We start from the raw sequence: 19,693 nt of genomic DNA, 5'->3' as shown, positions 1-19,693 counted from the left end.
TCACTCACTCCTATTCATGTCATGTAGTAAATTACCGAATTCATGTGTATCATCTAGTTCGTCCATATCTTCTAATACTGAAGCTAAACTGATTTGAGCACCCTCTAAAATCTTATGAAATCCCATATTCTTATTTATGCGTTTTTGTCCTTCATAGTTTGCGTAAGATTCCAACATTCCTTCCTTTAACTTCTTCCACGCTTTTTCGATAAACTTTGTACCACTTGAATTCGGAACAACATCACTGATACGTTGTACTTCTGGTTCCTCTGAATCTTCTTCGTCTATTGCCAAGGTGTAGTAGTCACTTCGGTTTACACCGAAGCCCGTTTCATCACCTTTATATACTTCATCATTTTCATATTCACTATCGCTACAATTAGCTAATTCCCAAATACCTACACCTACATTTACTAACGTCCCGTAAAAATCAACTTCATTATGATTCAACCTCGTCATATGCACTCTATCGCCTGCATTGAATTCCATTAGCATATACCTTCTTTCTTCATTTTTTGTGCAAATGCTGGGTTACTTTCGATATACTTTAATTGTCTTGGATTGAGTGGTAGTTTATTTTCAATAAATCGAATGATATCTTTTTCAGTTTCATTCATTTTTTCTACTGAATTCATTGGCGTTGCACCATAACTTAACCTTTCTGTAGTTAAAGCTTTTTCCAATGACCAACCTCTTTTCGCTCTTCCAGTGAAAGTAGATATATTCACTTTGGCTTTCTCTTCGTATAGTCGATAAAAATAAGTTGGACTTGTTTCAAATGTAGTTTTATATTGATCATTAATCATCTTGTAGATAACATTCTCACTAGGTGTTCTTTTCTTGTTATTTAAATATCTGTAAATTTCAAACAACATTGCCAGACTTCCTTTTCCATTTAACTTTTTCACCATCTATATCACCTTCTAAAATTAATAGCATGACTAAATGTCAAATATGCTTAGTTGTTTTTTAATTTTTTCTTCATGTTCTACTTTGTATTTTTTATTAATAAACCCTTTAAAAGCTAGTAGATGACCATTAATATCAGCTACTCTATAGATGTCTACTACATCAACGTTTACTCTCCACTCGGTAATAGTGCCTACACCATTTTTACCAACTTCGAAGCAAGATCTTTCATCACTAATTTTATTGATCATATTTACCAACTCCCACAACAGTCATTAAATAATTGTTTAGCATAATCTCCGAATTCTGTTTTCTGAGGATATTTTTCTAACCATGGTTTCGGTTTTGAATAATCTTTTTTAGTTTTTCTCTTACGTCCATCTAACTCTTCGAACTTCATATATGCTTCGGCATCACATTTCGGTACACCTTGAGGAACACTTACAGCTAAATTCAATGTCCAACCTGCTCTTATACGCATTCTTATAAAAGTTTTATCAAAGTTGTTTTCTTCAGCCATTCTTACTTGTTGTGGCGTTAAAATGTATTCATTGCCATCAGCTGTTATTTTTTCTTTTTGTAACATTTTTTACACTCTCCATTTGGTCATTTAGTTTGTTTAAACTTTTTCTGTTTGAAACCAATCTTTGTTTTTCAACTGACATCGTTACTCTAATTTCATTTTCAGTGGTCATGCCGATGTATAAAATAAAGCCATATACATCGTTTTTTCTTAAAAACCACTGCAAAGCATCTGTATCGTTTATATAGTGTCCAGATTGTTTAATACTTGCTATAAACGTCTGAAATTGGTCAATTAACGGACGTTTTAACCTATAGTTTTGTTTAACTGCATCTGATAGCCTAAAAATCGGTTTTGTTGTCATATTTCGCACCTCGTCGAATAAAGGATATGTCCTAAAATTTAGTCAAAAGGTAAATCGTCATCATTAAAATCACTGCCATTGTTGAATGGATTATTTTGTTGGTCGTATTTCGCTTTATTTTGCCCCTGTTGGACGTTTTGATTGTTTTGGGTATAGTTGTTACCCTTTTGATAACTCGTTCCATTTTGATATGAATTTGAGCCGTTTTGACTATCTTTAGGCTCTAGGAATTGAACGTTATCGCAAACAACTTCAGTGACAAATACTTTTTGCCCTTCTTTGTTTTCATAACTTCTACTTTGTAATCTTCCATCAACGCCTGCTAACTTACCTTTAGATAAATATTGGTTTACATTCTCTGCTGTTTTTCTAAATACAACACAATTAATGTAATCTGCTTCACGTTCTCCTTGTTGATTAGTAAAAGTACGATTTACTGCTAATGTGAATGTTGCTACTTGAACGCCACTCGGTGTAGTTCGGTATTCTGGATCACGTACTAATCGCCCTACTAATACTGTTCTATTGATCATATTGTTGCTACCTCCATTGGTTTATTAATTATGATTGCTGGTGTTGTTCTTTGCTTGTGTTCTTGTATGGCTAATTCTCGTTGTATTTTTTCTTGATTATCGCCATACCATTTGAAAAATAATCTTGCCCTTTGCTCACTACAATTTAATCGTTCCATAATGTCTTCAACTGTTATTGGAATCATTTAATTTCCTCCTGTTAATTACTTTAGACTTCTAAATCCTTTCATTCGGTAATCGTCGCCCTCCAAAGTAATGCCAGTGGTGTTAGACATTAACCGACTAAATAATCTTTGTTGGTCTTTTGTTTTCGTTAGTTCTTTGACTGATAGATTAGTTGTTATGATGTTGTGCTTGCCAACTCTACTTTCAGCAATTTGAAATAGCTTTGACATGCCATAGTCTGTAACATTCATACCGAAGTCATCGAAAACCATTAAATCAACTTGTCCGATCGCTCTTTCTAAATCGGTTTCTGAATACTCGCTATCTTTATCAAAGGTAGATCTGAACTTAGATATCAATTCAGTTAAATTAATAAAGAGTACTGAATAATTTTTAGCTTTCACTTCTTTTAAAATCGACATAGCTAAATGAGATTTTCCTAATCCAAATGAGCCTTGTAATAAAAGCGACTGCTTATTATCTTTATCAAATGAATTGGCATATCTTTCGCAGATTACTTTTGCTTTTTCTTGGTTTTGATTTTCTGGAATGTATGTTTCAAAAGTAGCGTTTTTAGTTTCTTCATTCTCACTTGAAAAACTTAGAATTCTATTTATTTCTTTCTGTTTTTGACGTTGCTTGAAGTTACGTGTTAACTCTTTACCGTGTTCAATCATGTCGCAGTCACAACCTAGTCTGTAGGTATAACCATTTTTAAATTGGTATTCCTCATAATCGCGACCACACTTTTCACACTTTCCTTTTTCTAATAACTTAGGCTGCATTTTTTGTTCTAACTTATTTGCTAACTTTGGATTGAATAGACCATTCATTTAATCACCTCAACTATTCATATATTTAAGATATGGATTATCTTCATCAGCTATTTCTTCTTGTTTACTGCGTTTATTATTTCTTGCTGAAATATCATCTACTGATCTAATTCCATCGTTAAACCATGATTTCAAAATTGAATTCACATAATTCCATTTGTATACATTGTTGTTTAAAGACTCTTTCATTGCTTCGATAACAATTTCATTTCCATTCTCTCCAAAGTCATCTATCCATGCTCCGATTTGGTCAGATATATATGGTTTAAGAACTCCAAACCCATTAACTTGGTAAAAGTCAAACGGCGACTGCTGCTTACTACTACTGTTATTCTTATTACTATCAATATTAGTTGAGTCATTATAAGTACTATTATTATTAGTAGTGTTCGATTCTCCTACGTAGGTTTTTCCTATGTTGGAATTTCCTACGTTGGATTTACCTACATTGGATAATCGCATGTGGGTAGGATGTTCAAATACTGAATATTCATATTCCTTTAATCTTCCTTTATCATCACGTTTTCTTGTTCTTCGTATATAACCAATTTCTTCAAGTTCTTTGATGCCACTTTTTAAACTACTAAGCCCATCACTAGTGTGTTTTACTAATTCTGTTTCATATACTTGCCAATCATCTGGACGACTAAGTAGATATAGTAATATCCCTTTAGCTTTCCAGCTTATTTTATTGTCGTGAATGAAATTTTTATGAACAGTTACAAAATTACCTGTTTCTTTATAAACTCGGAATATTGCCATGTTAATTCTCCTTTCTTAAAGTACATATACTGGTCTTCCAGTAACTTTCTGAATAGATTTCTTAAACAAAACTTCGTCTGAATTACTATCAGATAAATGAATTAAATACGTTTCTTTCAATCTCGATAAATCACAGTCATTTAGAAAATCAATTACATTCTCTAAACTGAAATGACTTTTTCTAATTCGCTTTTTCAAAGATGAATTTAGTACGCCGTTTTCTACATTTCGATTTAATATTTCGATACTGTTATTACACTCAATAAGCATGTGTGTAAGTCCTGTAAACGTGTATTTGATGTAATAGGTATCAGTCGCAAACAGTAGCTTGTCGCCACTGTCTGACTGAATGAGATAACCTAATGGCTGACCTGTGTCATGCTGAACATCAAAGGGCAATATTGTTAATGTGCCAATCTTGAAATGTTCTAGTGGTTGAATACCTTTTAATCTAAAGTTGTTATACCTTTTATCTATTGCTATCAGTTCGTCTTTTTCGATTTCTCCGATATAACAGTTGATACCGTAGTTTAATAATTCTTTTAATCCTTTGATGTGATCATTGTGTCTATGGCTGATTAAACATGCTGAAATGCTTTTTAGTTGGTAATTTAAAGCTTGTTGTATCTTTTTGAAGTTAAACCCACATTCAAGTAATACTTCTGTTTGACCGTCTGTAATGTGGTAGCAGTTCCCACTGGAACCACTACCTATACAATTAATTTTCATTACCAAATAGTCCTTCATCGAATATTGATTGTTTAGCTTGTTTCTGTTCTTTAACTTCTTCAAACTGTGCGGGCTCAACTTCTACTTTTTCTTGTTGTTTTGCCGTTTCAACTTTTTGAGGTTCTTCTTTCGGAATATCAATTGCTGTTTTATTAGCATTTTGTTTAATTTCTTGTTGTACATCATCATTTACATTGATTGGTTGAATACTTTCTTCTTCGGTATACATAGCACCTAGATTTTCTGGAAATGCTTCACGTAGTGCGTTTACGATTGCAGTCTTTCTAATCATTGTTAATGGCATTTGTTTCCATGTAGATTGCTTTTTATCGTATTCATCAAGCGATACTTTAGCTACAATTGGCATTTCTCTATCTTCTCGATAAACCTTTGCCCAGCCACCGATTAAAACATCGTTTTTAAGCTTTACTGCACCTTCTATTTCGTGTAATTCGTTATTACGTTCTACAATGATTCCAGCTGCAATACCTTTGTATTTAGCGTTAGACTCTGCACGTTTCATAAATGCCTCTTTACCGACAATTATTTGAGCATCTCCACCAAACTTAACGATGTACGCCTCATTTAAGAATGGGTTCAATTTTTGATACTTACAAAGTGATAAGAACATCATAATTTCTTGATCATTAACTTCTTTGTTACCTCTTACTAAATATTTTTTGATGATTGAAGGTGATAACTTAACTGTTTCACCGTTAACCTCATATGTTGTACTTGATTTCTCTACTATTTGATTTTGATTTGTCATTTTAATTCCTCCATTATTTTTATTAAATTACTTCTACAGTTAAGGCTTTGTCCTTTTTACTTACTTCTAATTGAATTTGCTGAGATGTTGTTTTATGAACGTCTGTAACTGATTCAGCATTATCAATCATGATTGGTGCATAGAAGTTATAGTGCTTAGATAAAGCATTTATGATGTCTAAACCGACGTTTATTCTTGCTGCGTTATTTAATCCACTATCAAATGGAACGCCGTTATGAGTTGCGATACAAACATCTTGGACACCTTGATTAATCTGCACATCGAACAATTTAAATTTAGTGATTTCAAACTTGTTATTGATTGAGTCTTCCATCAGATTTACTTTTTGTTTCGTAAACTCTTCTGTTAAGAATGTTGCATGTTCTAATTCGTTATACTCTTGTGCTAATTGTTCTTGTTTAGTTTCTAGTTCTTTAATACGATCTACAGCGCGTTGACTAACTTGGATATCATCTAACTTTTGTTTTACTTCTTGTTGCTGGTTAATTAATGGTTCTTTTTTGCTCTTAACGATGTTCTTAACGTCTTCACTCATACTTTGAATAGATTGTCCCTTTTTCTCTTTTAAGGCTTTAATTTCGCTATCTAATTGCTTGTATTCGTCCGTATCTTTCACATCTGTATTATTACTTTCGATTTTTTTGATACTTTCTTTGATTTCTTCTACATTCTTTGTTTCTTTTTCAACTTCTTCTTTCAGTTCTTCCATAGTTGATTCAATTTCATCGTTTTGTTCTGATAGTTGTTTCACTTTATTTCTAATTTCAATACCGTCTGATTGTATTCTTTCTAATCTTTCAGACTTATCAGCGTTGTAATTCTCTTTCATTTTCTGTATTGCTTCTTGTTGCATATGTTCAGGTATATCTTGACCACAACAATCACATACAGTAGCTGTCGTAAACTCTTTTTGTTCATTTACTAATTCTTTATGCTTAATGCCTAGTGCTTTAAACTTCTCGTTTTGTTCTTCCATTACACTTTCATTTTTTTGTAGTTCAGCTGTTAAATTGCTTAAATCTCTACGTTTCGTTGCAATGGCTCTTTGTAGTTCAGAATCTTGGTTGATCAATGACGATAACTCTCGTTTGTTACCATGATTGTGATTATCTTTTAAATACTGGATATCGAGTTCTTTTGATTTGATATCTTTCTCAATCTTTTCAATTTCCAAACCGTTCTCTACGTCTTTAATTTCAATATCTACTTGCTTGATTTGATTGTTAATTTCGTTTAATTCTTCTTCTAAAGCTTGTTTGTTATATTTTCGAACGTCTGGCATGTTGTGATTGATTTCATCTACACGTACTGGAATAGCCTTTAAATCTTCATTTATAGATTTCTTATTTCGACTTATTCGCATCTTAAAATCTTCTAATGATCCGTCACCTAATAATTTTTTAAGTTCTTTCAACTTACTATCTGAATTAATTACATCTTCGTCCGTCACTTCATCAACTAAACTCATTAATATCTTTTTACGTTCATCTTGTTTTAAACTGTTAAACCAAAACGGGTTAGTTGTTAATTTGAAGATTTGTTCATCACTGATAATTGAATTTATAAATTCATTAAAGTCTTTTAATTTTTTAGGTGTTAATTCTTCTTCTGAGAAACCTAATTCATATACCGTTTCGTGTCCTGTGAAAGTTGATTTCGCTTGTCCTCGTTTTCTTGTCCATTTCTCTGAATACGTTTTTTTAATATGTTGTTCTTTACCGTCAATGTTCAACACTGCATAAACGCTATGCTTTAAATTGTTTATTTCTTCTCCTGCACTATCTAATGTTTTGATTGAGAATTTAGTAGCACCTTTACTATCTTTGTTGAAAAGTAACCAATAAAAAGCATCTGCAATCGTTGTTTTACCTGTGTTATTTTCTCCTTTAACAACAATATCTTTACCTTCGGCGTTTAATTCAAAATGTTTAGCGCCTTTAAAGTTATCTAGCACTAACTTAATAAGCTTGATTTCCATATCCATATCCTCCTGTGGTATAATATTTACAAATCTTATTTCTTATTTGGACACCTTGGTCGAGGTGTCTTTTTTAGTCGAATAAATCACGTGTCCAATTGTTGCTACATAAAAACTTAAATAATCTCTCTACTTCGGTCGTATTTGCTAATACATAATCTCTTATCGCATTTTCGATAATATCTCTCTGACATTCGTAATCTGATTGGTCATAAAAGAATGTACGAATAATCATTTGGTCAGTTTCGATACATTTGATATCTAATGAAATGCCAGATGGTAACAAAGTCACTTCACTCATAAATTGAAAACCGTGATAAGGAAATATTGTTTTGCCTGCTGTTCCTACTTCAATCATTTAGATCCCTCCTTTAAATTTCATCATTTTTTAAGCTATTGAATACATGGTCGAACATTTCGAAAAACAAAACTGTTACAAGCCAAAACATGAGGGCATGTTCTATAGGTGTTACCGAAAAACTAGATATGATGAAGAATTCAATCACTATGATTAATGTGAGTAACGGATATTTTAAAATGTTCATATAATACCTCCTATATTCTGCGTTCCATTTTTAATTTTTGTTCATGTGCTTTAGCAACTTCTCTAGGGTTTTGCTTAATGTGTTCACACGTTTTGTTTAGGAATATTTGACCTTGGAATAATACGTCTTTACATTCAGACATCGTTTCCAATACATTCTCTCTTTCTTCTCTATTCATATATTCAGGTCGCTTAGTAAAATTACAGTTTTTCAACGATTCGATTGCTTCATACATTTCAACTATTAACTGGTCTTTTATTAATCCTGGATGATCATAATAAACTCGGTCACTATGTGCAGGTGTTGAAAAACCGTCCGAAAACTCATTTAAGGTATCTGTCACAAAAACCCCGTCATTACTATTTGTTGCTAAAGCTTTATATGTGTCTGCCGATATATTTCTTTGACCGTTAATCATCATCGACATGTTGCTCTTTGTTGTAAGTGCCATATCTGCCAATCGCTGTTGTGTCATTCCTGTTCTGTCTATTTGCCTTTTGATTACATGTGCCATATTGTTCTCCTTCTTTCTATAATCTTTAATAATTAATGTGATTGTTTGGTTAACTGTTCCGTCTTTAAAGTTCACATCATGTGATGTATTATTTAGTTATCATCATTTGGTCGAATAAATGATGTGTTCTAAAATCTCAATTTGGTCATTGAGTGTAACTGAACTAGGTTTGGTCACCTGGTTCAGTTATTTTTTTATGCAATTTCACTCGATAACTGTGCTTCATAGCCTTTTTCAGTCAAAATTTCATGTATTTTCAATCGACCTTTTTGTGTCCATTTAGTTTGAAGCTTCGTATCTTGTCTTCCATCCGAACGTACAATTGAAATCGTGTTCGACTTTGTTAATCCTTTGTTCATGTGTTCTTTATACAAAATCCATTGATTACCCACTTTTCTTTGTAATCTTGCTTCGTTTAATATCTTGTTTAATTTGTTAGCTGATAAACCATAGTCTGCTGCGATTTGTGTCGCTGTCATTGTTCCGTTGCTTTTAAGAATTTCATCTACATAATCTGCTTTAGGTTTTAATTCTCCAATTTCTTGTTCTAGCATTAGTTTTTCTTGTTGTTCTTCTATCCAACGTTTTGCTCTCTGTACTGGATCTTCAATCATGTAACTATCAGACACTGAAATTGCTGTTTGATTTATTTGTTCTTGCATTTGATAAAAAGCATCTACATAAGTTGCAGTGAATAAAATTCCTTTCTCACCAGTCATTTTGTTTGCTACCATGTCACAACCTTTTTTAGTTAGAAGAAATCTTTTTCTTAACTCTCCTTTTTTATCTTTATAAGTTGAAGGTACGAAATAATCTAACGAACGCAATTTTGCGTTGGTTGAAATAACACTTTCATAATTCTCAATACTTCTCACTAAATCTGCATGTCGCTTGTTTGTCATTTCTGCTATTTCTCTACTGTCTACATATAATTCTTTGTTTTGTTCAATCACTTTTAAAGTTGTGTTCATTTCAAATTCCTCCTATTTTTTTATTTTTAGCATTGTAGTCACTAACTATATTTATTTGGTACAATTAAATTAATTTAATATGAAAGCGTGGTGAGAAAAATATGAGTGGTTATTATACGAATGCTACAATCTGTCTGAATGGTCATGTGTCATCATCAAGTGATGCTAACTATAGAAAATTTTGTAAAGAATGTGGTGAATCTACAATCTCAAATTGTTCAAAATGTCAGTCAGCAATACAAGGTTATTTTTATATACCTGGATTTCTTGGTACCTATAATTATGATGTGCCTAAATACTGTCACGAATGCGGTAGTGCATATCCTTGGACAGAAAAGATTTTAGATAATGCTATTGAATTAGTTTCTTTAGATGAACAATTATCAGAAGAACACAAATCAATAATTAAAAATGCAATTCCTGACCTTATAATTGAATCCCCAACTACACCTGTTGCCCAAGCAAAATATAAAAAATATATGACTCGAGCATCTGATTACGTTCAAGAAGGTTCTAGAAATTTACTTATTGATGTAGTGAGTGAAGCTGTTAAGAAATCTTTATTTAGTTAAACTTGTGTCTACATCTCGGGCAATAGTTAGCAGTCACCGTTGTTCTTGATGAACAATTGGGACATGTTTTAGTATTTAGATAAAAAGCAATTGATTCCCTAACACTCTTAATCTCCTCCGCCAAGATGATGATTAGGAGTGTTATTTTGATTATTTTTAACTTGCTCATGTACAGACCTCCTATAACCATTTTTTATGTTTCTTCTTTAAAAATTCTTCTAGTTTTTGAATATTGATTAGTGTTAAACCTGGTGTTAAATCAAGATACAGTCCCTCGATACCTAAATTGTCTTGTTCATAAGATTTCAACCAGTTATATACTGTTGTTCTACCAACTCCAAACGCTTTTCCGACTGGACCAGGTTTAGCGTAAATAGGATTAAACACAACCTGTTCTGAATCTACGATCACATTTTTTTCATTTGGCAATATCTTTAAATTAGACATCGTTTAATTCCTCCTTTTCTTTTGTTGACGTCCTATTACAACGTTTAGTCTTGGCAATGACTGTTAGATGTATTTAAGCGTGGCTCATATCGTCGCTCACTCTCGCTCTTAAACGCTCTAGTAGGACGTCAACATGTTCGTTTTAAGTTCTGTCTTACTTATTTACTTTCAAATTTGTAATATTAAATTTGAAGGGTGGTGATACTGTGGATATCGATAAATTTATTGAAGATAATTGGCAAGATCATAATTCTGATTTAGAAAAATTGTTTAATAAATTTTCTAAATTAAGACCATTAAACAAAACCGAAAAATATTTAATGGAAGAAGCTATGAAAACCAATTCAAAAATTCAATTATCATTAATTTCAAAATTCTTAGATGAACGTTCAAAATGATTAGTCGTTTTAAAATAAAGTTCAAAAGCATTTTCACAATCTTTGAATTCTAACCACCAATGTTTCAAAAATTGATACGTATAAGTTATAAGCACTATATTTAAAGTTATTAGATGTAGTGCTTTAAACTTCTTAGTACTAATTTCGTATTGATAGTGATTCCACAATTTAAATCTTTTCATTGTATCCTCGCTTTCTGTGAACTGACTGGTCTATCATGTTCACGTATTTTTTCGTATTATTTAGTTAGTCGAATAAATCAAGTGTTCTGAAAAAACAACTTTAAGTTGTTTCATTATTTAAAAAAAATAGTCCATTCAATATTTAGTATTGAACCTATTTCTTTAGCAATAGCAACAGAAGGTTGTCTTTTTTTATTCTCTAACATGTTGTAGTACTGAATAGTGACACCTATTTTTTTAGCCATATCATCTTGGGTAAGGTTTAATTCTTTTCTGGCGTCTTTTATTGAAGATAAAGTAATCATGTGATCACCCCTTTCTTTTTACAACTTTAAGTTGTTATAAATAATATAATACAACTTTTTGTTTAAGTCAACCGATAAATACAACTTTTTGTTGTTTGTTAAATTTAAACTTATAGTTTATATTTGTTACATAAGTAATAATCCCATTTAAATAGGAGTTGTAACTATGCCTAATAAGGATTTAGCTACTAAATTAAGGTATTTTAGAAAAGCTAAAAAGTTAACGCAAAAAGATGTTGCTGATCACTTAAATATAACTCCACAAGCATATCAGCGATACGAGTCTCAAACTAATACGAATGAACCTAATTTGGAGAACTTAAAAAAACTAAGTGTTTTATTTGATATAAATTTAGGTGAATTAATAAATGAAAAAGAAAATACCAACTCTATTGAAGATACTGAAGTTTTGATGTTTTCAGACAAAGAAGGTTGGGACGAACTATCCGATGACCGTAAAAAAGAAATTATGCGAGAATTATCAGATTTAGCCGACTTCTATATTGAGAAAGACAAGAAGTCTAAAGGCGATCAATAGAAAAGAGTATGAACTAACAACCTGTTAGTTTATATTTTTTAACCAAATTTTAGATTGTACTAAATTAGTGGACTATGGTTTATAATTTGTTTTTAACAAAAGAGTGCTAAATAAAAATATTTATAATTATTATGGGATAAACACATATGCTGAACTTTATGGAAACATAAAGAAACCACCGATAAAAAACGGTGGCGATAACATAATTGAGTAACGGAACGACTACCAACCTTTCAACAATTGTAAGCAAGTCAATTGCTTCGGGTTCTTATAAAACAGTTAAATCACAGCGAGAAGGGACTGGTTCAACTATAGTGAAATCAACTTCAATTGGAGATATGCTCTCTCGTGTGACAGATACTAAATCAAGTCTTGGCAGTTTCGCTACAAACACGCTTACAGGTAATTAATTGCCCTACTGTATAGTAATATATAGTATGCATCGGGTGAATTCAAAGGAAACCTAAGTCTAATTTAAAGATATGGCAACTTTGAGCTAAGCTAACAAACTCAGTAAAAGTAGTTAGAAAGTGCAACGCATAGTCATTGAGTATGAGAACAATATTATGACCACGAGCGCCCGATATCCCTTTCATTATATCAATTATTTTTTAAAAATAAATGTATATATAATAATTATAAAAGGTAGTTATAAAAAATTTACATATAAAAGGAGAACAAGTATGAACAATCAAGAAGGTATCAATACTAAAAGTAACAAGAAAAAATGGATATGGGGATGTGGCGGTTGTTTAGGAATTTTTATAATACTTGCTATAATCTTTGGAGCATGTAGTGCAGTATTTGTTAATAGTGTTGATGAAGAAGTAAATGGAACTAAAGAAGAACAAAAGAAAAATAAAAAAACATCTGAAAAAAGATATAAAGTCGGTGACGATGTTACTATCAAAGATGTGCAATTTAAATTGGTTGATGCATATTATACTGATGAAAGAAATGAATTCGCAGATGTAGAAGCTGATAAAGTCTTAGTTGTAGATATGGAAATTAAAAACAATGGAGATGAAGACATTCCAGTTGGAACTGATGTAAAAGCATATGCTGATGGAAAACAGTTAGAGAGTTACCCTGTGGATGATGAATTATTAGATGGTTTATCGCCTGGTAGAAGTATACAAGGAAAAACCGGTTTTGCTATTACTGGTAACCCTAAAAAACTAGAATTAGAATTTAGTCCTTTTGCTGATTTCAGTGGGACAAAAGCAATATACAACTTAGAACCATAATAAACTTTATTTTTAGCTGACCACTAAATATTTTGGTCGGCTTTTATTTCAAACTAAAACCGAACATACGTTCTTATAAATTGGAGGAATAGAACATGAATACAAACACTTTAATTGAAATACCAGAAAGATATAAACAATTTAGAACTGGAATATCAAAGTTTGCAACTTCAAGAGATAACAAAAGGATAGAAAATAACGATCAAGCAATTATTATTTACTTTGATGAAACAGACAATATTGAACCTTTACTGTTCGATAAAGATATTGTAGTTATTAATGATGAAATGAACGGTACTCCTTTTAACCAATTTGTTGCCGAAATTAATTTTATTGAATCAGATAGATTTGAAATAAAAAAACTATCAAACTATGTTGCTATTAATAACACCAGCTACTCTATTGAAGATATAAACAGTATAAATATAATCGGCAAAGTGATTAAGTTAATTAGATCATTTGATTAGATTTGGAGGATATTTTATGAGAGTCGAAGATATAGTGAATGATATCACTGCTTATACAATTTTAGATAACAGTGATTTGAATATAGAGTTTTTAAGCAATATTTATAACATTTTAGTCGTTTATAACTCCCCTATTACACTTTATGCAAAAGTAAGGAACAGAGATGTTATATTCGTCAAAAATGATACTACTGAAAATATGTGGAAAGCATTTTGTCATGAGTTTGCACATTTCCACTTGCATTTTGGTAATCAAACGAAAACTAAAAATCTATTTAATTTTAAACAAGAAGCAGAAGCAGAAAAGTTTTCTTTATTACTACGTATGCCTGAAAGATTAATCGTTACAAATGAATTATGGACTGCTGAACAGCTTGTGTATTACTTTAAGGTAACGTACTTAGAAGCTTATAAAAGATTGGAAATGTTGATAAATAGAAGTAAGACACATCCTTTAGTTGGTATTAAATCGATTTGATGTAATTTTGGAGGTATAAAAACATGTGGTATGAAGAAAGGGTTTTAAAAAATGGAAAAACAACTTATAAATTTTATGAAAGATATAAAGATCCACTTACTAATAAAAGTAAAAAAGTAAGTATAAGTATGAATACATGTACAAAAAAGGCTAAAAATGAAGCTGTGTTATTGCTAGATAAAAAAATAAATTCTATTATTTCAAATAGTAATACACAACAATTAAGTACTTTAACTTTTTACGAGGTTTGTGATGAGTATTTTAAACACTACAAAGCGACTTCGGGTAATAAATACAATACATTTTTGAGTAAAGAAAGTGAACTCAAAGTACTAAAAAAATTATTTAATAGTGATGTGTTAGTTCAAAAGCTAAATTTATCTTATACTCAAAAGCAATTTGATAAAATTCTAGAACTAAATATTGCTCATGAATATAGTTACAAAATATTATCCTTATTTAAAAACATTATGCGATACGTTAATAAATTTTATAATCTTGAAAATATATCTTTCATTGATAACATTACTCTACCAAGAAAAAGTTTATCTATAGAACAAATTAGAAACAAACAATCATTTTTCTTGGAAAATTCAGAGGTTAAATTAATAATTAATAAAATACTTGAAGATTACCAGGCACTTAATAGATTAGATAGCAAAAGAATTCGATTTGTAACTGCATATATTATTGAATTTATGTATCTAAATGGCATGAGGGTCGGAGAACTATTAGCTATTAAAAATGAAAATATAGACTTTGATAAAAAGGAATTAATGATAGAAGGAACTATCAATTGGAAAAAGTCCAATGGTGGTTACGGTGTTAAAGATACTACTAAAAATGAATATAGTACTCGAAAAATTAATATAAATAATAGAAGTTGCCAAATATTAAAAACACTTATCCATGAAAATAAAAAATTGCAACTTTATAATAAATCATATATTAATCGAGGTTTTATTTTCACTACAAGTAAAGGGAACCCTATCTTTATTTCTCAAATAAATAAAATATTAGAAGAAGCTGTAGATAAAATTGATTCGATCAATAAAAAAGTGACTACTCATATATTCAGACACTCACATATAACTCTTTTAGCTGAAATGGGTATTCCTTTAAAAGTTACTATGGATAGAGTTGGTCATAATGATCATGATACTACTTTAAAAATATACTCACACGTATCTGAAAAAATGTCTAAAGAGTTAGTAAATAAGTTGGAAAATATTAATATCGTATAGATTTTGCCCCCTTTTTGCCCCCTTTTCATAAAAATACAAAATAAAAAGCCCGAAACCATTGGTATACGGGCTTTTGTAATTTGAATTATTTTTCTAATGATTCAATATATTTTACAGCGTCACCAACTGTGTTGATTTTTTCTGCTTCCTCATCAGGAATTTCCATATCAAATTCATCTTCTAATTCCATTACTAATTCTGCGATATCTAAAGAATCAGCACCTAAATCATCTTTAAATGAAGCTTCAGGCGTTACTTTTTCAGCGTCTACACCTAGACGATCTACAATAATGTCTTTAACTTTGTCGAAACTTGCCATTCCATTCACCTCCTTTAAATGATTTAAATCTTATATAATAAGAAATTCAATTTCTCTTACTATCCTATTCTACTATAAAAGTAGCTTTTATTGCATATACATTCCGCCATTAACGTGAATTGTTTGGCCAGTAATATAGCTTGCTTTATCACTTGCAAGAAATGCTACTGTATGTGCAATATCACTATCTTCTCCAAATCGTGCAAGCGGAATTTGTGATTTCATTTGTTCTTTTAATTCATCAGATAATTGATCTGTCATATCTGACACGATAAATCCTGGTGCAACTGCATTACAAGTAATTCCTCTAGATGCTAATTCTCTAGCAAAAGTTCTTGTCATTCCTTCAACACCTGACTTAGTTGCTACATAGTTCACTTGTCCTGCATTTCCTAATGAACCTACAACACTTGATAAGTTAATGATACGACCAGATTTTTGTTTTAACATTGGTCTAGTTACTGCTTGAACACAGTTAAATACACCTTTTAAGTTTGTATTAATCACGTCATCCCATTCGTCTTGTTTCATACGCATCAATAAATTATCTCTTGTAATACCTGCATTATTGACGAGTACGTCGATAGTACCAAATTGAGATGTTGTTTCTTTAATCATAGCTTTTACTTCATCTTGCTCACTTACATTTGCTTGAAATGCAAATGCTTCTACACCAAATGATTTAATTTCAGAAACGACTTCTTCTGCTTTTTCTTTATTTCCTGCATAGTTCACAACTACATTGTAACCTTCTTTACCAAGTTCTAATGCAATTTTACGACCAATACCTCTAGAAGCACCTGTAACGATAGCTGTTTTTGTCATTATTCATTCCATCCTTTAATATCATCAATTGTTTGAATTGATGTTATTTTAACATCACGACTAATTTTTTTAACTAAGCCAGATAATACTTTGTTAGGACCGACTTCGATAAAGTGATCTACACCTTGTTCAATTAAATACTCAACAGATTGACTGAATTCAACTGGTGAGAATAATTGTTTAACCATGTTCGCTTTAATAACTTCATGATCTGTTTCAGGTTTAGCATATACATTTTGTACAATTGGGTGTTTAGCATCTTTCCACTCAAATTGATTAATGTAGTTTTCAAAATCATCTGCTATAGTTTTCATCATTGAAGAGTGAAATGGTCCTGAAACTTTTAATGGCATAACACGTTTAGCACCTAGTGATTTACCTTCTGCAGCAAGTTTATCAATGAGTTCTGCATGACCAGATACAACGATTTGACCTGGACAATTGATGTTTGCTGGTTCAATAAGTTTGTCCTCTGTTGATAATTGTTCACAGATTTCTCTCACTTTTTCAATGTCTAAACCAAGTACTGCTGCCATAGAACCTACACCTTGTGGAAAAGCTTCAGACATTAATGTACCACGTTTATGTACGGTTTGAACGGCATCTTCAAACTTTAATACACCTTCTGATACTAATGCTGAATATTCACCTAAACTATGTCCTAATGCGTAGTCATAATTTAAATCTTTTAAAGCATTCATTAAAGCTGAACTATGCGTTAATAATGCTGGTTGTGTATATTCAGTTAATCCAAGAATTTCTTCTGGATCTTTAAACATAATTTCAAGTAAATCAAATGATAAAGATTCATTTGCTCTTTCTAAAATTGATGTTGCATTAATTTCTTCTTGATATAAATCTTCTGCCATTCCAACTTTTTGTGACCCTTGACCAGGGAACATGATTGCAACTTTACCCATTTATTTCACCTACTGCTTTCTTCATTTTATCTACTATTTTAGTATCTGCAGCTAGCTTAGCTTGTTTAATTGCATTATAGAATGCACGTTGATCTGATGAGCCGTGTGCTTTAACAACAACACCATTTAATCCTAATAGTACTGAACCACCGTATTCTGCATAGTCCATTTTATTGCTGATTTTTTTAATATCTTTTTTCAAAGTAAGTGCAGCAAGTTTATTTTTAGTTGAAGCAGTCATCGCTTCTTTTAACATTTTAAATATACCTGTTGCTGTACCTTCGATTGTTTTTAACACCATGTTACCGTTATATCCATCTGATACTACGACATCACATGCATCTAACAATAAAGATTTTGCTTCAACATTTCCAATAAAGTTATCAAATTGTTCTTCTTTAAGTAATTGATAAGTCTTTTTCATTAAAGCATTACCTTTTGTTTCTTCAGTACCAATATTTAAAAGTGCTAATGAAGGTTTTTCAATACTTCTAATTTGTTTGGCATAAATTTCACCCATTTTAGCATATTGCACAAGATGTTCAGGTTTAGCATCTGAGTTTGCACCAATATCTAAAAATACAAATCCTTTACCTGTCACTGTTGGGAAAGTTGCAACTAATGCAGGTCTTTCAATACCTTTTATTCTGCCGACAATAAATAATCCACTACTCATAAGTGCACCTGTATTACCAGCTGATACACATGCTTCAGCTTTACCTTCTTTAACAGCATTCGCCATTAAAACCATTGAAGCGTTTTTCTTTTTCTTAATTGATCTAACAGGTTCGTCATCCATTGTTATCTTTTCATCAGTATGATAAAAAGTGATACGATCATGTTTGTAATCAAATTGTTTTTCGTCACCATATAACAAAATTTCTAAATCTGGAAAATCATTAACTGCTTGTTTAACCGCTTCTATTACGATACCTGGCGCGTCATCTCCGCCCATCATATCTATCGCAATCTTAACCATTATTTTCACCCTCGCTCGAATAATACATTTCAAATTGTCCTTGGAAAACAGTTTCTCCATGAACAGTGCTTGTGACATCAACTTTAGCTATATGTTTCGATTTATGAATCACAGTAGCTTTAGCAATGACTCTTTCATTTAGTTTTACTGATTTTTTGAATTGAACATTACTCTTAGTTGTTAATGCTAATTCATCATTAATCAATGCTACACATAATGAGTTAGCTTGGGCAAATAAATAGTGTCCTCTAGCAATACCGTTACGTGTAAAAACATGTTCTTCCTTAATATCTATAATAGATATTGCTGATTTATCTAATTCAATATCTATAATTTCCCCAATGACATCTTCGATGGGTAATGATTTAATTTCATCATGATTTTGTGTTGCTACATCTTTGATGCGGCGTCTTAATTCTGGAATACCTAGCTCCATTCTATCTAGTCTAATAGTTTGGATGCTTACTTTAAAATATTCACTTAAAGTTTCGTCAGTTATGAAAGGTTCAGCTTTCAAACGATTTGTTAATTCCCTCTGGCGATCTGCTTTTGATAATTTCATTTCATCCAAATCCATTCTATTATGTACTTATAGCTAAAATTAGCACCTGCTATCATGACCTACCTTACTTATACTAACACGGGTATAACAATATACTCAACAAATTATACAATAAAAAAGAGCGAAATTTAAAAATTTGGTCATAAGACTTAAATAATAAGATATGAAGACAAGGTGGAATGAGTGAATTTGGGGAGGTTTGGTTTATGGATTTGGGTAGGACGTTGGGGTTAATTTAGGTGTTGGAATTGGGTGTTGGCGATTGGGAGCTGAGGCTTAAGCTATCTCTTGGCTTTATTAGGAAGTTAAGCTACGACTTCGCTTATCTCTTGGCTTTATTTAGACGTTAAGCTAAGACTTAGGCGATTTCTTGGCTTTATTCAGGTCTTAAGCCACGACTTGAGTAATTTTTTAGTAATCAAAAATGTCATTTCTAGGCTTTGTCAAATTAAGTGTGTAAGTTATTCAAGATACTTAATAACTCTATCTTTAATTTGATCATATAAAAGAAGCTGGTTCATAACCATAGACCAGTTTGGAATGTAACCAGTGGACCATTTCTTTTGAAGTTCTTTCGTTCGAATAAAGAGTAAT

General features: G+C 31.4%; 31 protein-coding genes and 1 pseudogene. 8 read left to right on the top strand and 24 right to left on the bottom strand.

Annotation, left to right across the window (positions count from 1 at the left end; all coding sequences use genetic code 11):
• The 16 genes from LQ611_RS04680 to LQ611_RS04605 form a co-directional block, all read right to left on the bottom strand.
• Positions 1-489: a hypothetical protein gene (locus LQ611_RS04680; RefSeq protein WP_239709389.1), complete on the bottom strand. Its 489-nt coding sequence runs from the start codon at positions 487-489 to the stop codon at positions 1-3.
• The gene (locus LQ611_RS04675; protein ID WP_196307654.1) at positions 489-911 is read right to left on the bottom strand and encodes a hypothetical protein; all 423 of its coding nucleotides are present in this window, start codon (positions 909-911) and stop codon (positions 489-491) included. Before LQ611_RS04675 ends, LQ611_RS04680 begins: the two co-directional genes overlap by 1 nt.
• Before the next feature lie 30 nt (positions 912-941).
• Positions 942-1,160: a hypothetical protein gene (locus LQ611_RS04670; protein ID WP_196307655.1), complete on the bottom strand. Its 219-nt coding sequence runs from the start codon at positions 1,158-1,160 to the stop codon at positions 942-944.
• Positions 1,161-1,162: 2 nt separating this feature from the next.
• A complete protein-coding gene (locus LQ611_RS04665) occupies positions 1,163-1,495 on the bottom strand; it encodes an SA1788 family PVL leukocidin-associated protein (RefSeq protein WP_239709388.1) in 333 nt (110 codons plus the stop codon).
• The gene (locus LQ611_RS04660; protein WP_239709387.1) at positions 1,467-1,796 is read right to left on the bottom strand and encodes a hypothetical protein; all 330 of its coding nucleotides are present in this window, start codon (positions 1,794-1,796) and stop codon (positions 1,467-1,469) included. Before LQ611_RS04660 ends, LQ611_RS04665 begins: the two co-directional genes overlap by 29 nt.
• 38 nt (positions 1,797-1,834) lie before the next feature.
• Positions 1,835-2,329 (bottom strand): single-stranded DNA-binding protein, encoded by a 495-nt coding sequence (ssb, locus tag LQ611_RS04655; RefSeq protein WP_239709386.1) that lies wholly within the window; start codon positions 2,327-2,329, stop codon positions 1,835-1,837.
• Entirely contained in the window at positions 2,326-2,514 is a 189-nt protein-coding gene (locus LQ611_RS04650; protein WP_210142899.1) for a hypothetical protein, read from the bottom strand. Before LQ611_RS04650 ends, ssb begins: the two co-directional genes overlap by 4 nt.
• 18 nt (positions 2,515-2,532) lie before the next feature.
• On the bottom strand, positions 2,533-3,327 hold the full coding sequence (locus LQ611_RS04645; protein WP_239709385.1) for an ATP-binding protein: 795 nt from the start codon (positions 3,325-3,327) through the stop codon (positions 2,533-2,535).
• A gap of 9 nt (positions 3,328-3,336) precedes the next feature.
• Positions 3,337-4,089 (bottom strand): DnaD domain protein, encoded by a 753-nt coding sequence (locus LQ611_RS04640; protein ID WP_239709384.1) that lies wholly within the window; start codon positions 4,087-4,089, stop codon positions 3,337-3,339.
• Between the two features lie 15 nt (positions 4,090-4,104).
• Positions 4,105-4,818, bottom strand: a complete 714-nt coding sequence (locus tag LQ611_RS04635) for an MBL fold metallo-hydrolase (RefSeq protein ID WP_239709383.1) — start codon at positions 4,816-4,818, stop codon at positions 4,105-4,107.
• On the bottom strand, positions 4,808-5,587 hold the full coding sequence (gene bet / locus LQ611_RS04630; protein ID WP_239709382.1) for a phage recombination protein Bet: 780 nt from the start codon (positions 5,585-5,587) through the stop codon (positions 4,808-4,810). Before bet ends, LQ611_RS04635 begins: the two co-directional genes overlap by 11 nt.
• Positions 5,588-5,609: 22 nt before the next feature.
• Positions 5,610-7,586: a hypothetical protein gene (locus LQ611_RS04625; protein WP_239709381.1), complete on the bottom strand. Its 1,977-nt coding sequence runs from the start codon at positions 7,584-7,586 to the stop codon at positions 5,610-5,612.
• A gap of 73 nt (positions 7,587-7,659) precedes the next feature.
• Entirely contained in the window at positions 7,660-7,944 is a 285-nt protein-coding gene (locus LQ611_RS04620) for a hypothetical protein (RefSeq protein WP_217843752.1), read from the bottom strand.
• A gap of 13 nt (positions 7,945-7,957) precedes the next feature.
• Positions 7,958-8,131: a hypothetical protein gene (locus tag LQ611_RS04615; protein WP_239709380.1), complete on the bottom strand. Its 174-nt coding sequence runs from the start codon at positions 8,129-8,131 to the stop codon at positions 7,958-7,960.
• Between the two features lie 10 nt (positions 8,132-8,141).
• Positions 8,142-8,645 carry a helix-turn-helix domain-containing protein gene (locus tag LQ611_RS04610; RefSeq protein WP_239709378.1) on the bottom strand — a complete coding sequence of 168 codons (504 nt, stop codon included), beginning with the start codon at positions 8,643-8,645 and terminating at the stop codon, positions 8,142-8,144.
• 194 nt (positions 8,646-8,839) lie between these two features.
• A complete protein-coding gene (locus LQ611_RS04605; protein ID WP_239709377.1) occupies positions 8,840-9,616 on the bottom strand; it encodes a phage regulatory protein/antirepressor Ant in 777 nt (258 codons plus the stop codon).
• A gap of 101 nt (positions 9,617-9,717) precedes the next feature.
• On the opposite strand from LQ611_RS04605, the gene LQ611_RS04600 reads away from it, so the two are divergent.
• Positions 9,718-10,188, top strand: a complete 471-nt coding sequence (locus tag LQ611_RS04600; RefSeq protein ID WP_239709376.1) for a DUF2321 domain-containing protein — start codon at positions 9,718-9,720, stop codon at positions 10,186-10,188.
• Between the two features lie 180 nt (positions 10,189-10,368).
• Here the strand turns inward: LQ611_RS04600 and LQ611_RS04595 are convergent, their stop codons facing one another.
• Positions 10,369-10,635 (bottom strand): helix-turn-helix domain-containing protein, encoded by a 267-nt coding sequence (locus LQ611_RS04595; RefSeq protein ID WP_204174512.1) that lies wholly within the window; start codon positions 10,633-10,635, stop codon positions 10,369-10,371.
• A gap of 206 nt (positions 10,636-10,841) precedes the next feature.
• Between LQ611_RS04595 and LQ611_RS04590 the strand changes: the two genes are divergently transcribed.
• Positions 10,842-11,033 carry a hypothetical protein gene (locus LQ611_RS04590; protein ID WP_167811883.1) on the top strand — a complete coding sequence of 64 codons (192 nt, stop codon included), beginning with the start codon at positions 10,842-10,844 and terminating at the stop codon, positions 11,031-11,033.
• Between the two features lie 295 nt (positions 11,034-11,328).
• Here LQ611_RS04590 and LQ611_RS04585 read toward each other — a convergent pair whose 3' ends face one another.
• On the bottom strand, positions 11,329-11,520 hold the full coding sequence (locus tag LQ611_RS04585) for a helix-turn-helix transcriptional regulator (protein WP_204187058.1): 192 nt from the start codon (positions 11,518-11,520) through the stop codon (positions 11,329-11,331).
• A 166-nt stretch (positions 11,521-11,686) separates the two neighbouring features.
• Here LQ611_RS04585 and LQ611_RS04580 point away from each other — a divergent pair, with 166 nt between their 5' ends.
• The 6 genes from LQ611_RS04580 (at position 11,687) to LQ611_RS04555 (ending at position 15,494) form a co-directional block, all read left to right on the top strand.
• On the top strand, positions 11,687-12,058 hold the full coding sequence (locus LQ611_RS04580; RefSeq protein WP_204255618.1) for a helix-turn-helix domain-containing protein: 372 nt from the start codon (positions 11,687-11,689) through the stop codon (positions 12,056-12,058).
• Positions 12,059-12,264: 206 nt separating this feature from the next.
• Positions 12,265-12,468 (top strand): hypothetical protein, encoded by a 204-nt coding sequence (locus LQ611_RS04575; protein WP_204255617.1) that lies wholly within the window; start codon positions 12,265-12,267, stop codon positions 12,466-12,468.
• Positions 12,469-12,741: 273 nt separating this feature from the next.
• The gene (locus tag LQ611_RS04570; protein WP_204255616.1) at positions 12,742-13,305 is read left to right on the top strand and encodes a DUF4352 domain-containing protein; all 564 of its coding nucleotides are present in this window, start codon (positions 12,742-12,744) and stop codon (positions 13,303-13,305) included.
• A gap of 95 nt (positions 13,306-13,400) precedes the next feature.
• Positions 13,401-13,772 carry a hypothetical protein gene (locus LQ611_RS04565; protein ID WP_204255615.1) on the top strand — a complete coding sequence of 124 codons (372 nt, stop codon included), beginning with the start codon at positions 13,401-13,403 and terminating at the stop codon, positions 13,770-13,772.
• A 16-nt stretch (positions 13,773-13,788) separates the two neighbouring features.
• Positions 13,789-14,250, top strand: a complete 462-nt coding sequence (locus LQ611_RS04560; protein WP_037587631.1) for an ImmA/IrrE family metallo-endopeptidase — start codon at positions 13,789-13,791, stop codon at positions 14,248-14,250.
• A 23-nt stretch (positions 14,251-14,273) separates the two neighbouring features.
• On the top strand, positions 14,274-15,494 hold the full coding sequence (locus tag LQ611_RS04555; RefSeq protein WP_239709375.1) for a tyrosine-type recombinase/integrase: 1,221 nt from the start codon (positions 14,274-14,276) through the stop codon (positions 15,492-15,494).
• A gap of 85 nt (positions 15,495-15,579) precedes the next feature.
• Here the strand turns inward: LQ611_RS04555 and LQ611_RS04550 are convergent, their stop codons facing one another.
• From LQ611_RS04550 to LQ611_RS04525, 6 genes and pseudogenes are all read right to left on the bottom strand, one after another.
• Positions 15,580-15,813 (bottom strand): acyl carrier protein, encoded by a 234-nt coding sequence (locus LQ611_RS04550; RefSeq protein ID WP_017000113.1) that lies wholly within the window; start codon positions 15,811-15,813, stop codon positions 15,580-15,582.
• A gap of 87 nt (positions 15,814-15,900) precedes the next feature.
• On the bottom strand, positions 15,901-16,638 hold the full coding sequence (gene fabG, locus LQ611_RS04545) for a 3-oxoacyl-[acyl-carrier-protein] reductase (RefSeq protein ID WP_025905298.1): 738 nt from the start codon (positions 16,636-16,638) through the stop codon (positions 15,901-15,903).
• On the bottom strand, positions 16,638-17,558 hold the full coding sequence (gene fabD / locus LQ611_RS04540) for an ACP S-malonyltransferase (protein WP_210142879.1): 921 nt from the start codon (positions 17,556-17,558) through the stop codon (positions 16,638-16,640). The genes fabG and fabD overlap by 1 nt, the downstream gene beginning before the upstream one ends.
• Positions 17,551-18,537 (bottom strand): phosphate acyltransferase PlsX, encoded by a 987-nt coding sequence (plsX, locus tag LQ611_RS04535; RefSeq protein WP_107565446.1) that lies wholly within the window; start codon positions 18,535-18,537, stop codon positions 17,551-17,553. The genes fabD and plsX overlap by 8 nt, the downstream gene beginning before the upstream one ends.
• The gene (fapR, locus tag LQ611_RS04530; protein ID WP_025905295.1) at positions 18,530-19,099 is read right to left on the bottom strand and encodes a transcription factor FapR; all 570 of its coding nucleotides are present in this window, start codon (positions 19,097-19,099) and stop codon (positions 18,530-18,532) included. Before fapR ends, plsX begins: the two co-directional genes overlap by 8 nt.
• 461 nt (positions 19,100-19,560) lie before the next feature.
• Positions 19,561-19,693, bottom strand: a pseudogene (locus LQ611_RS04525) (IS256 family transposase); the annotation flags it as partial.

Source organism: Mammaliicoccus sp. L-M44 (genome assembly GCF_022386355.1).
In the GTDB taxonomy this organism is placed as follows: domain Bacteria; phylum Bacillota; class Bacilli; order Staphylococcales; family Staphylococcaceae; genus Mammaliicoccus; species Mammaliicoccus sciuri_A.
Note: the sequence above shows the minus strand (reverse complement) of the source record. Positions and strands in the feature narration are given on the sequence as shown.

What these genes read in the sequence shown, in the direction of transcription:
- LQ611_RS04580 (WP_204255618.1), top strand. Translation starts at nt 11,687, where the DNA reads ATGCCTAATAAGGATTTAGCTACTAAATTAAGGTATTTTAGAAAAGCT.
- LQ611_RS04550 (WP_017000113.1), bottom strand. Translation starts at nt 15,813, where the DNA reads ATGGCAAGTTTCGACAAAGTTAAAGACATTATTGTAGATCGTCTAGGT.
- LQ611_RS04645 (WP_239709385.1), bottom strand. Translation starts at nt 3,327, where the DNA reads ATGAATGGTCTATTCAATCCAAAGTTAGCAAATAAGTTAGAACAAAAA.
- fabG (WP_025905298.1), bottom strand. Translation starts at nt 16,638, where the DNA reads ATGACAAAAACAGCTATCGTTACAGGTGCTTCTAGAGGTATTGGTCGT.
- LQ611_RS04620 (WP_217843752.1), bottom strand. Translation starts at nt 7,944, where the DNA reads ATGATTGAAGTAGGAACAGCAGGCAAAACAATATTTCCTTATCACGGT.
- LQ611_RS04570 (WP_204255616.1), top strand. Translation starts at nt 12,742, where the DNA reads ATGAACAATCAAGAAGGTATCAATACTAAAAGTAACAAGAAAAAATGG.
- LQ611_RS04670 (WP_196307655.1), bottom strand. Translation starts at nt 1,160, where the DNA reads ATGATCAATAAAATTAGTGATGAAAGATCTTGCTTCGAAGTTGGTAAA.
- LQ611_RS04610 (WP_239709378.1), bottom strand. Translation starts at nt 8,645, where the DNA reads ATGGCACATGTAATCAAAAGGCAAATAGACAGAACAGGAATGACACAA.
- LQ611_RS04635 (WP_239709383.1), bottom strand. Translation starts at nt 4,818, where the DNA reads ATGAAAATTAATTGTATAGGTAGTGGTTCCAGTGGGAACTGCTACCAC.
- fapR (WP_025905295.1), bottom strand. Translation starts at nt 19,099, where the DNA reads ATGAAATTATCAAAAGCAGATCGCCAGAGGGAATTAACAAATCGTTTG.
- LQ611_RS04555 (WP_239709375.1), top strand. Translation starts at nt 14,274, where the DNA reads ATGTGGTATGAAGAAAGGGTTTTAAAAAATGGAAAAACAACTTATAAA.
- LQ611_RS04560 (WP_037587631.1), top strand. Translation starts at nt 13,789, where the DNA reads ATGAGAGTCGAAGATATAGTGAATGATATCACTGCTTATACAATTTTA.
- LQ611_RS04650 (WP_210142899.1), bottom strand. Translation starts at nt 2,514, where the DNA reads ATGATTCCAATAACAGTTGAAGACATTATGGAACGATTAAATTGTAGT.
- LQ611_RS04640 (WP_239709384.1), bottom strand. Translation starts at nt 4,089, where the DNA reads ATGGCAATATTCCGAGTTTATAAAGAAACAGGTAATTTTGTAACTGTT.
- LQ611_RS04680 (WP_239709389.1), bottom strand. Translation starts at nt 489, where the DNA reads ATGGAATTCAATGCAGGCGATAGAGTGCATATGACGAGGTTGAATCAT.
- LQ611_RS04675 (WP_196307654.1), bottom strand. Translation starts at nt 911, where the DNA reads ATGGTGAAAAAGTTAAATGGAAAAGGAAGTCTGGCAATGTTGTTTGAA.
- LQ611_RS04600 (WP_239709376.1), top strand. Translation starts at nt 9,718, where the DNA reads ATGAGTGGTTATTATACGAATGCTACAATCTGTCTGAATGGTCATGTG.
- LQ611_RS04595 (WP_204174512.1), bottom strand. Translation starts at nt 10,635, where the DNA reads ATGTCTAATTTAAAGATATTGCCAAATGAAAAAAATGTGATCGTAGAT.
- LQ611_RS04585 (WP_204187058.1), bottom strand. Translation starts at nt 11,520, where the DNA reads ATGATTACTTTATCTTCAATAAAAGACGCCAGAAAAGAATTAAACCTT.
- LQ611_RS04615 (WP_239709380.1), bottom strand. Translation starts at nt 8,131, where the DNA reads ATGAACATTTTAAAATATCCGTTACTCACATTAATCATAGTGATTGAA.
- LQ611_RS04605 (WP_239709377.1), bottom strand. Translation starts at nt 9,616, where the DNA reads ATGAACACAACTTTAAAAGTGATTGAACAAAACAAAGAATTATATGTA.
- LQ611_RS04565 (WP_204255615.1), top strand. Translation starts at nt 13,401, where the DNA reads ATGAATACAAACACTTTAATTGAAATACCAGAAAGATATAAACAATTT.
- LQ611_RS04665 (WP_239709388.1), bottom strand. Translation starts at nt 1,495, where the DNA reads ATGTTACAAAAAGAAAAAATAACAGCTGATGGCAATGAATACATTTTA.
- bet (WP_239709382.1), bottom strand. Translation starts at nt 5,587, where the DNA reads ATGACAAATCAAAATCAAATAGTAGAGAAATCAAGTACAACATATGAG.
- LQ611_RS04625 (WP_239709381.1), bottom strand. Translation starts at nt 7,586, where the DNA reads ATGGAAATCAAGCTTATTAAGTTAGTGCTAGATAACTTTAAAGGCGCT.
- fabD (WP_210142879.1), bottom strand. Translation starts at nt 17,558, where the DNA reads ATGGGTAAAGTTGCAATCATGTTCCCTGGTCAAGGGTCACAAAAAGTT.
- LQ611_RS04660 (WP_239709387.1), bottom strand. Translation starts at nt 1,796, where the DNA reads ATGACAACAAAACCGATTTTTAGGCTATCAGATGCAGTTAAACAAAAC.
- ssb (WP_239709386.1), bottom strand. Translation starts at nt 2,329, where the DNA reads ATGATCAATAGAACAGTATTAGTAGGGCGATTAGTACGTGATCCAGAA.
- plsX (WP_107565446.1), bottom strand. Translation starts at nt 18,537, where the DNA reads ATGGTTAAGATTGCGATAGATATGATGGGCGGAGATGACGCGCCAGGT.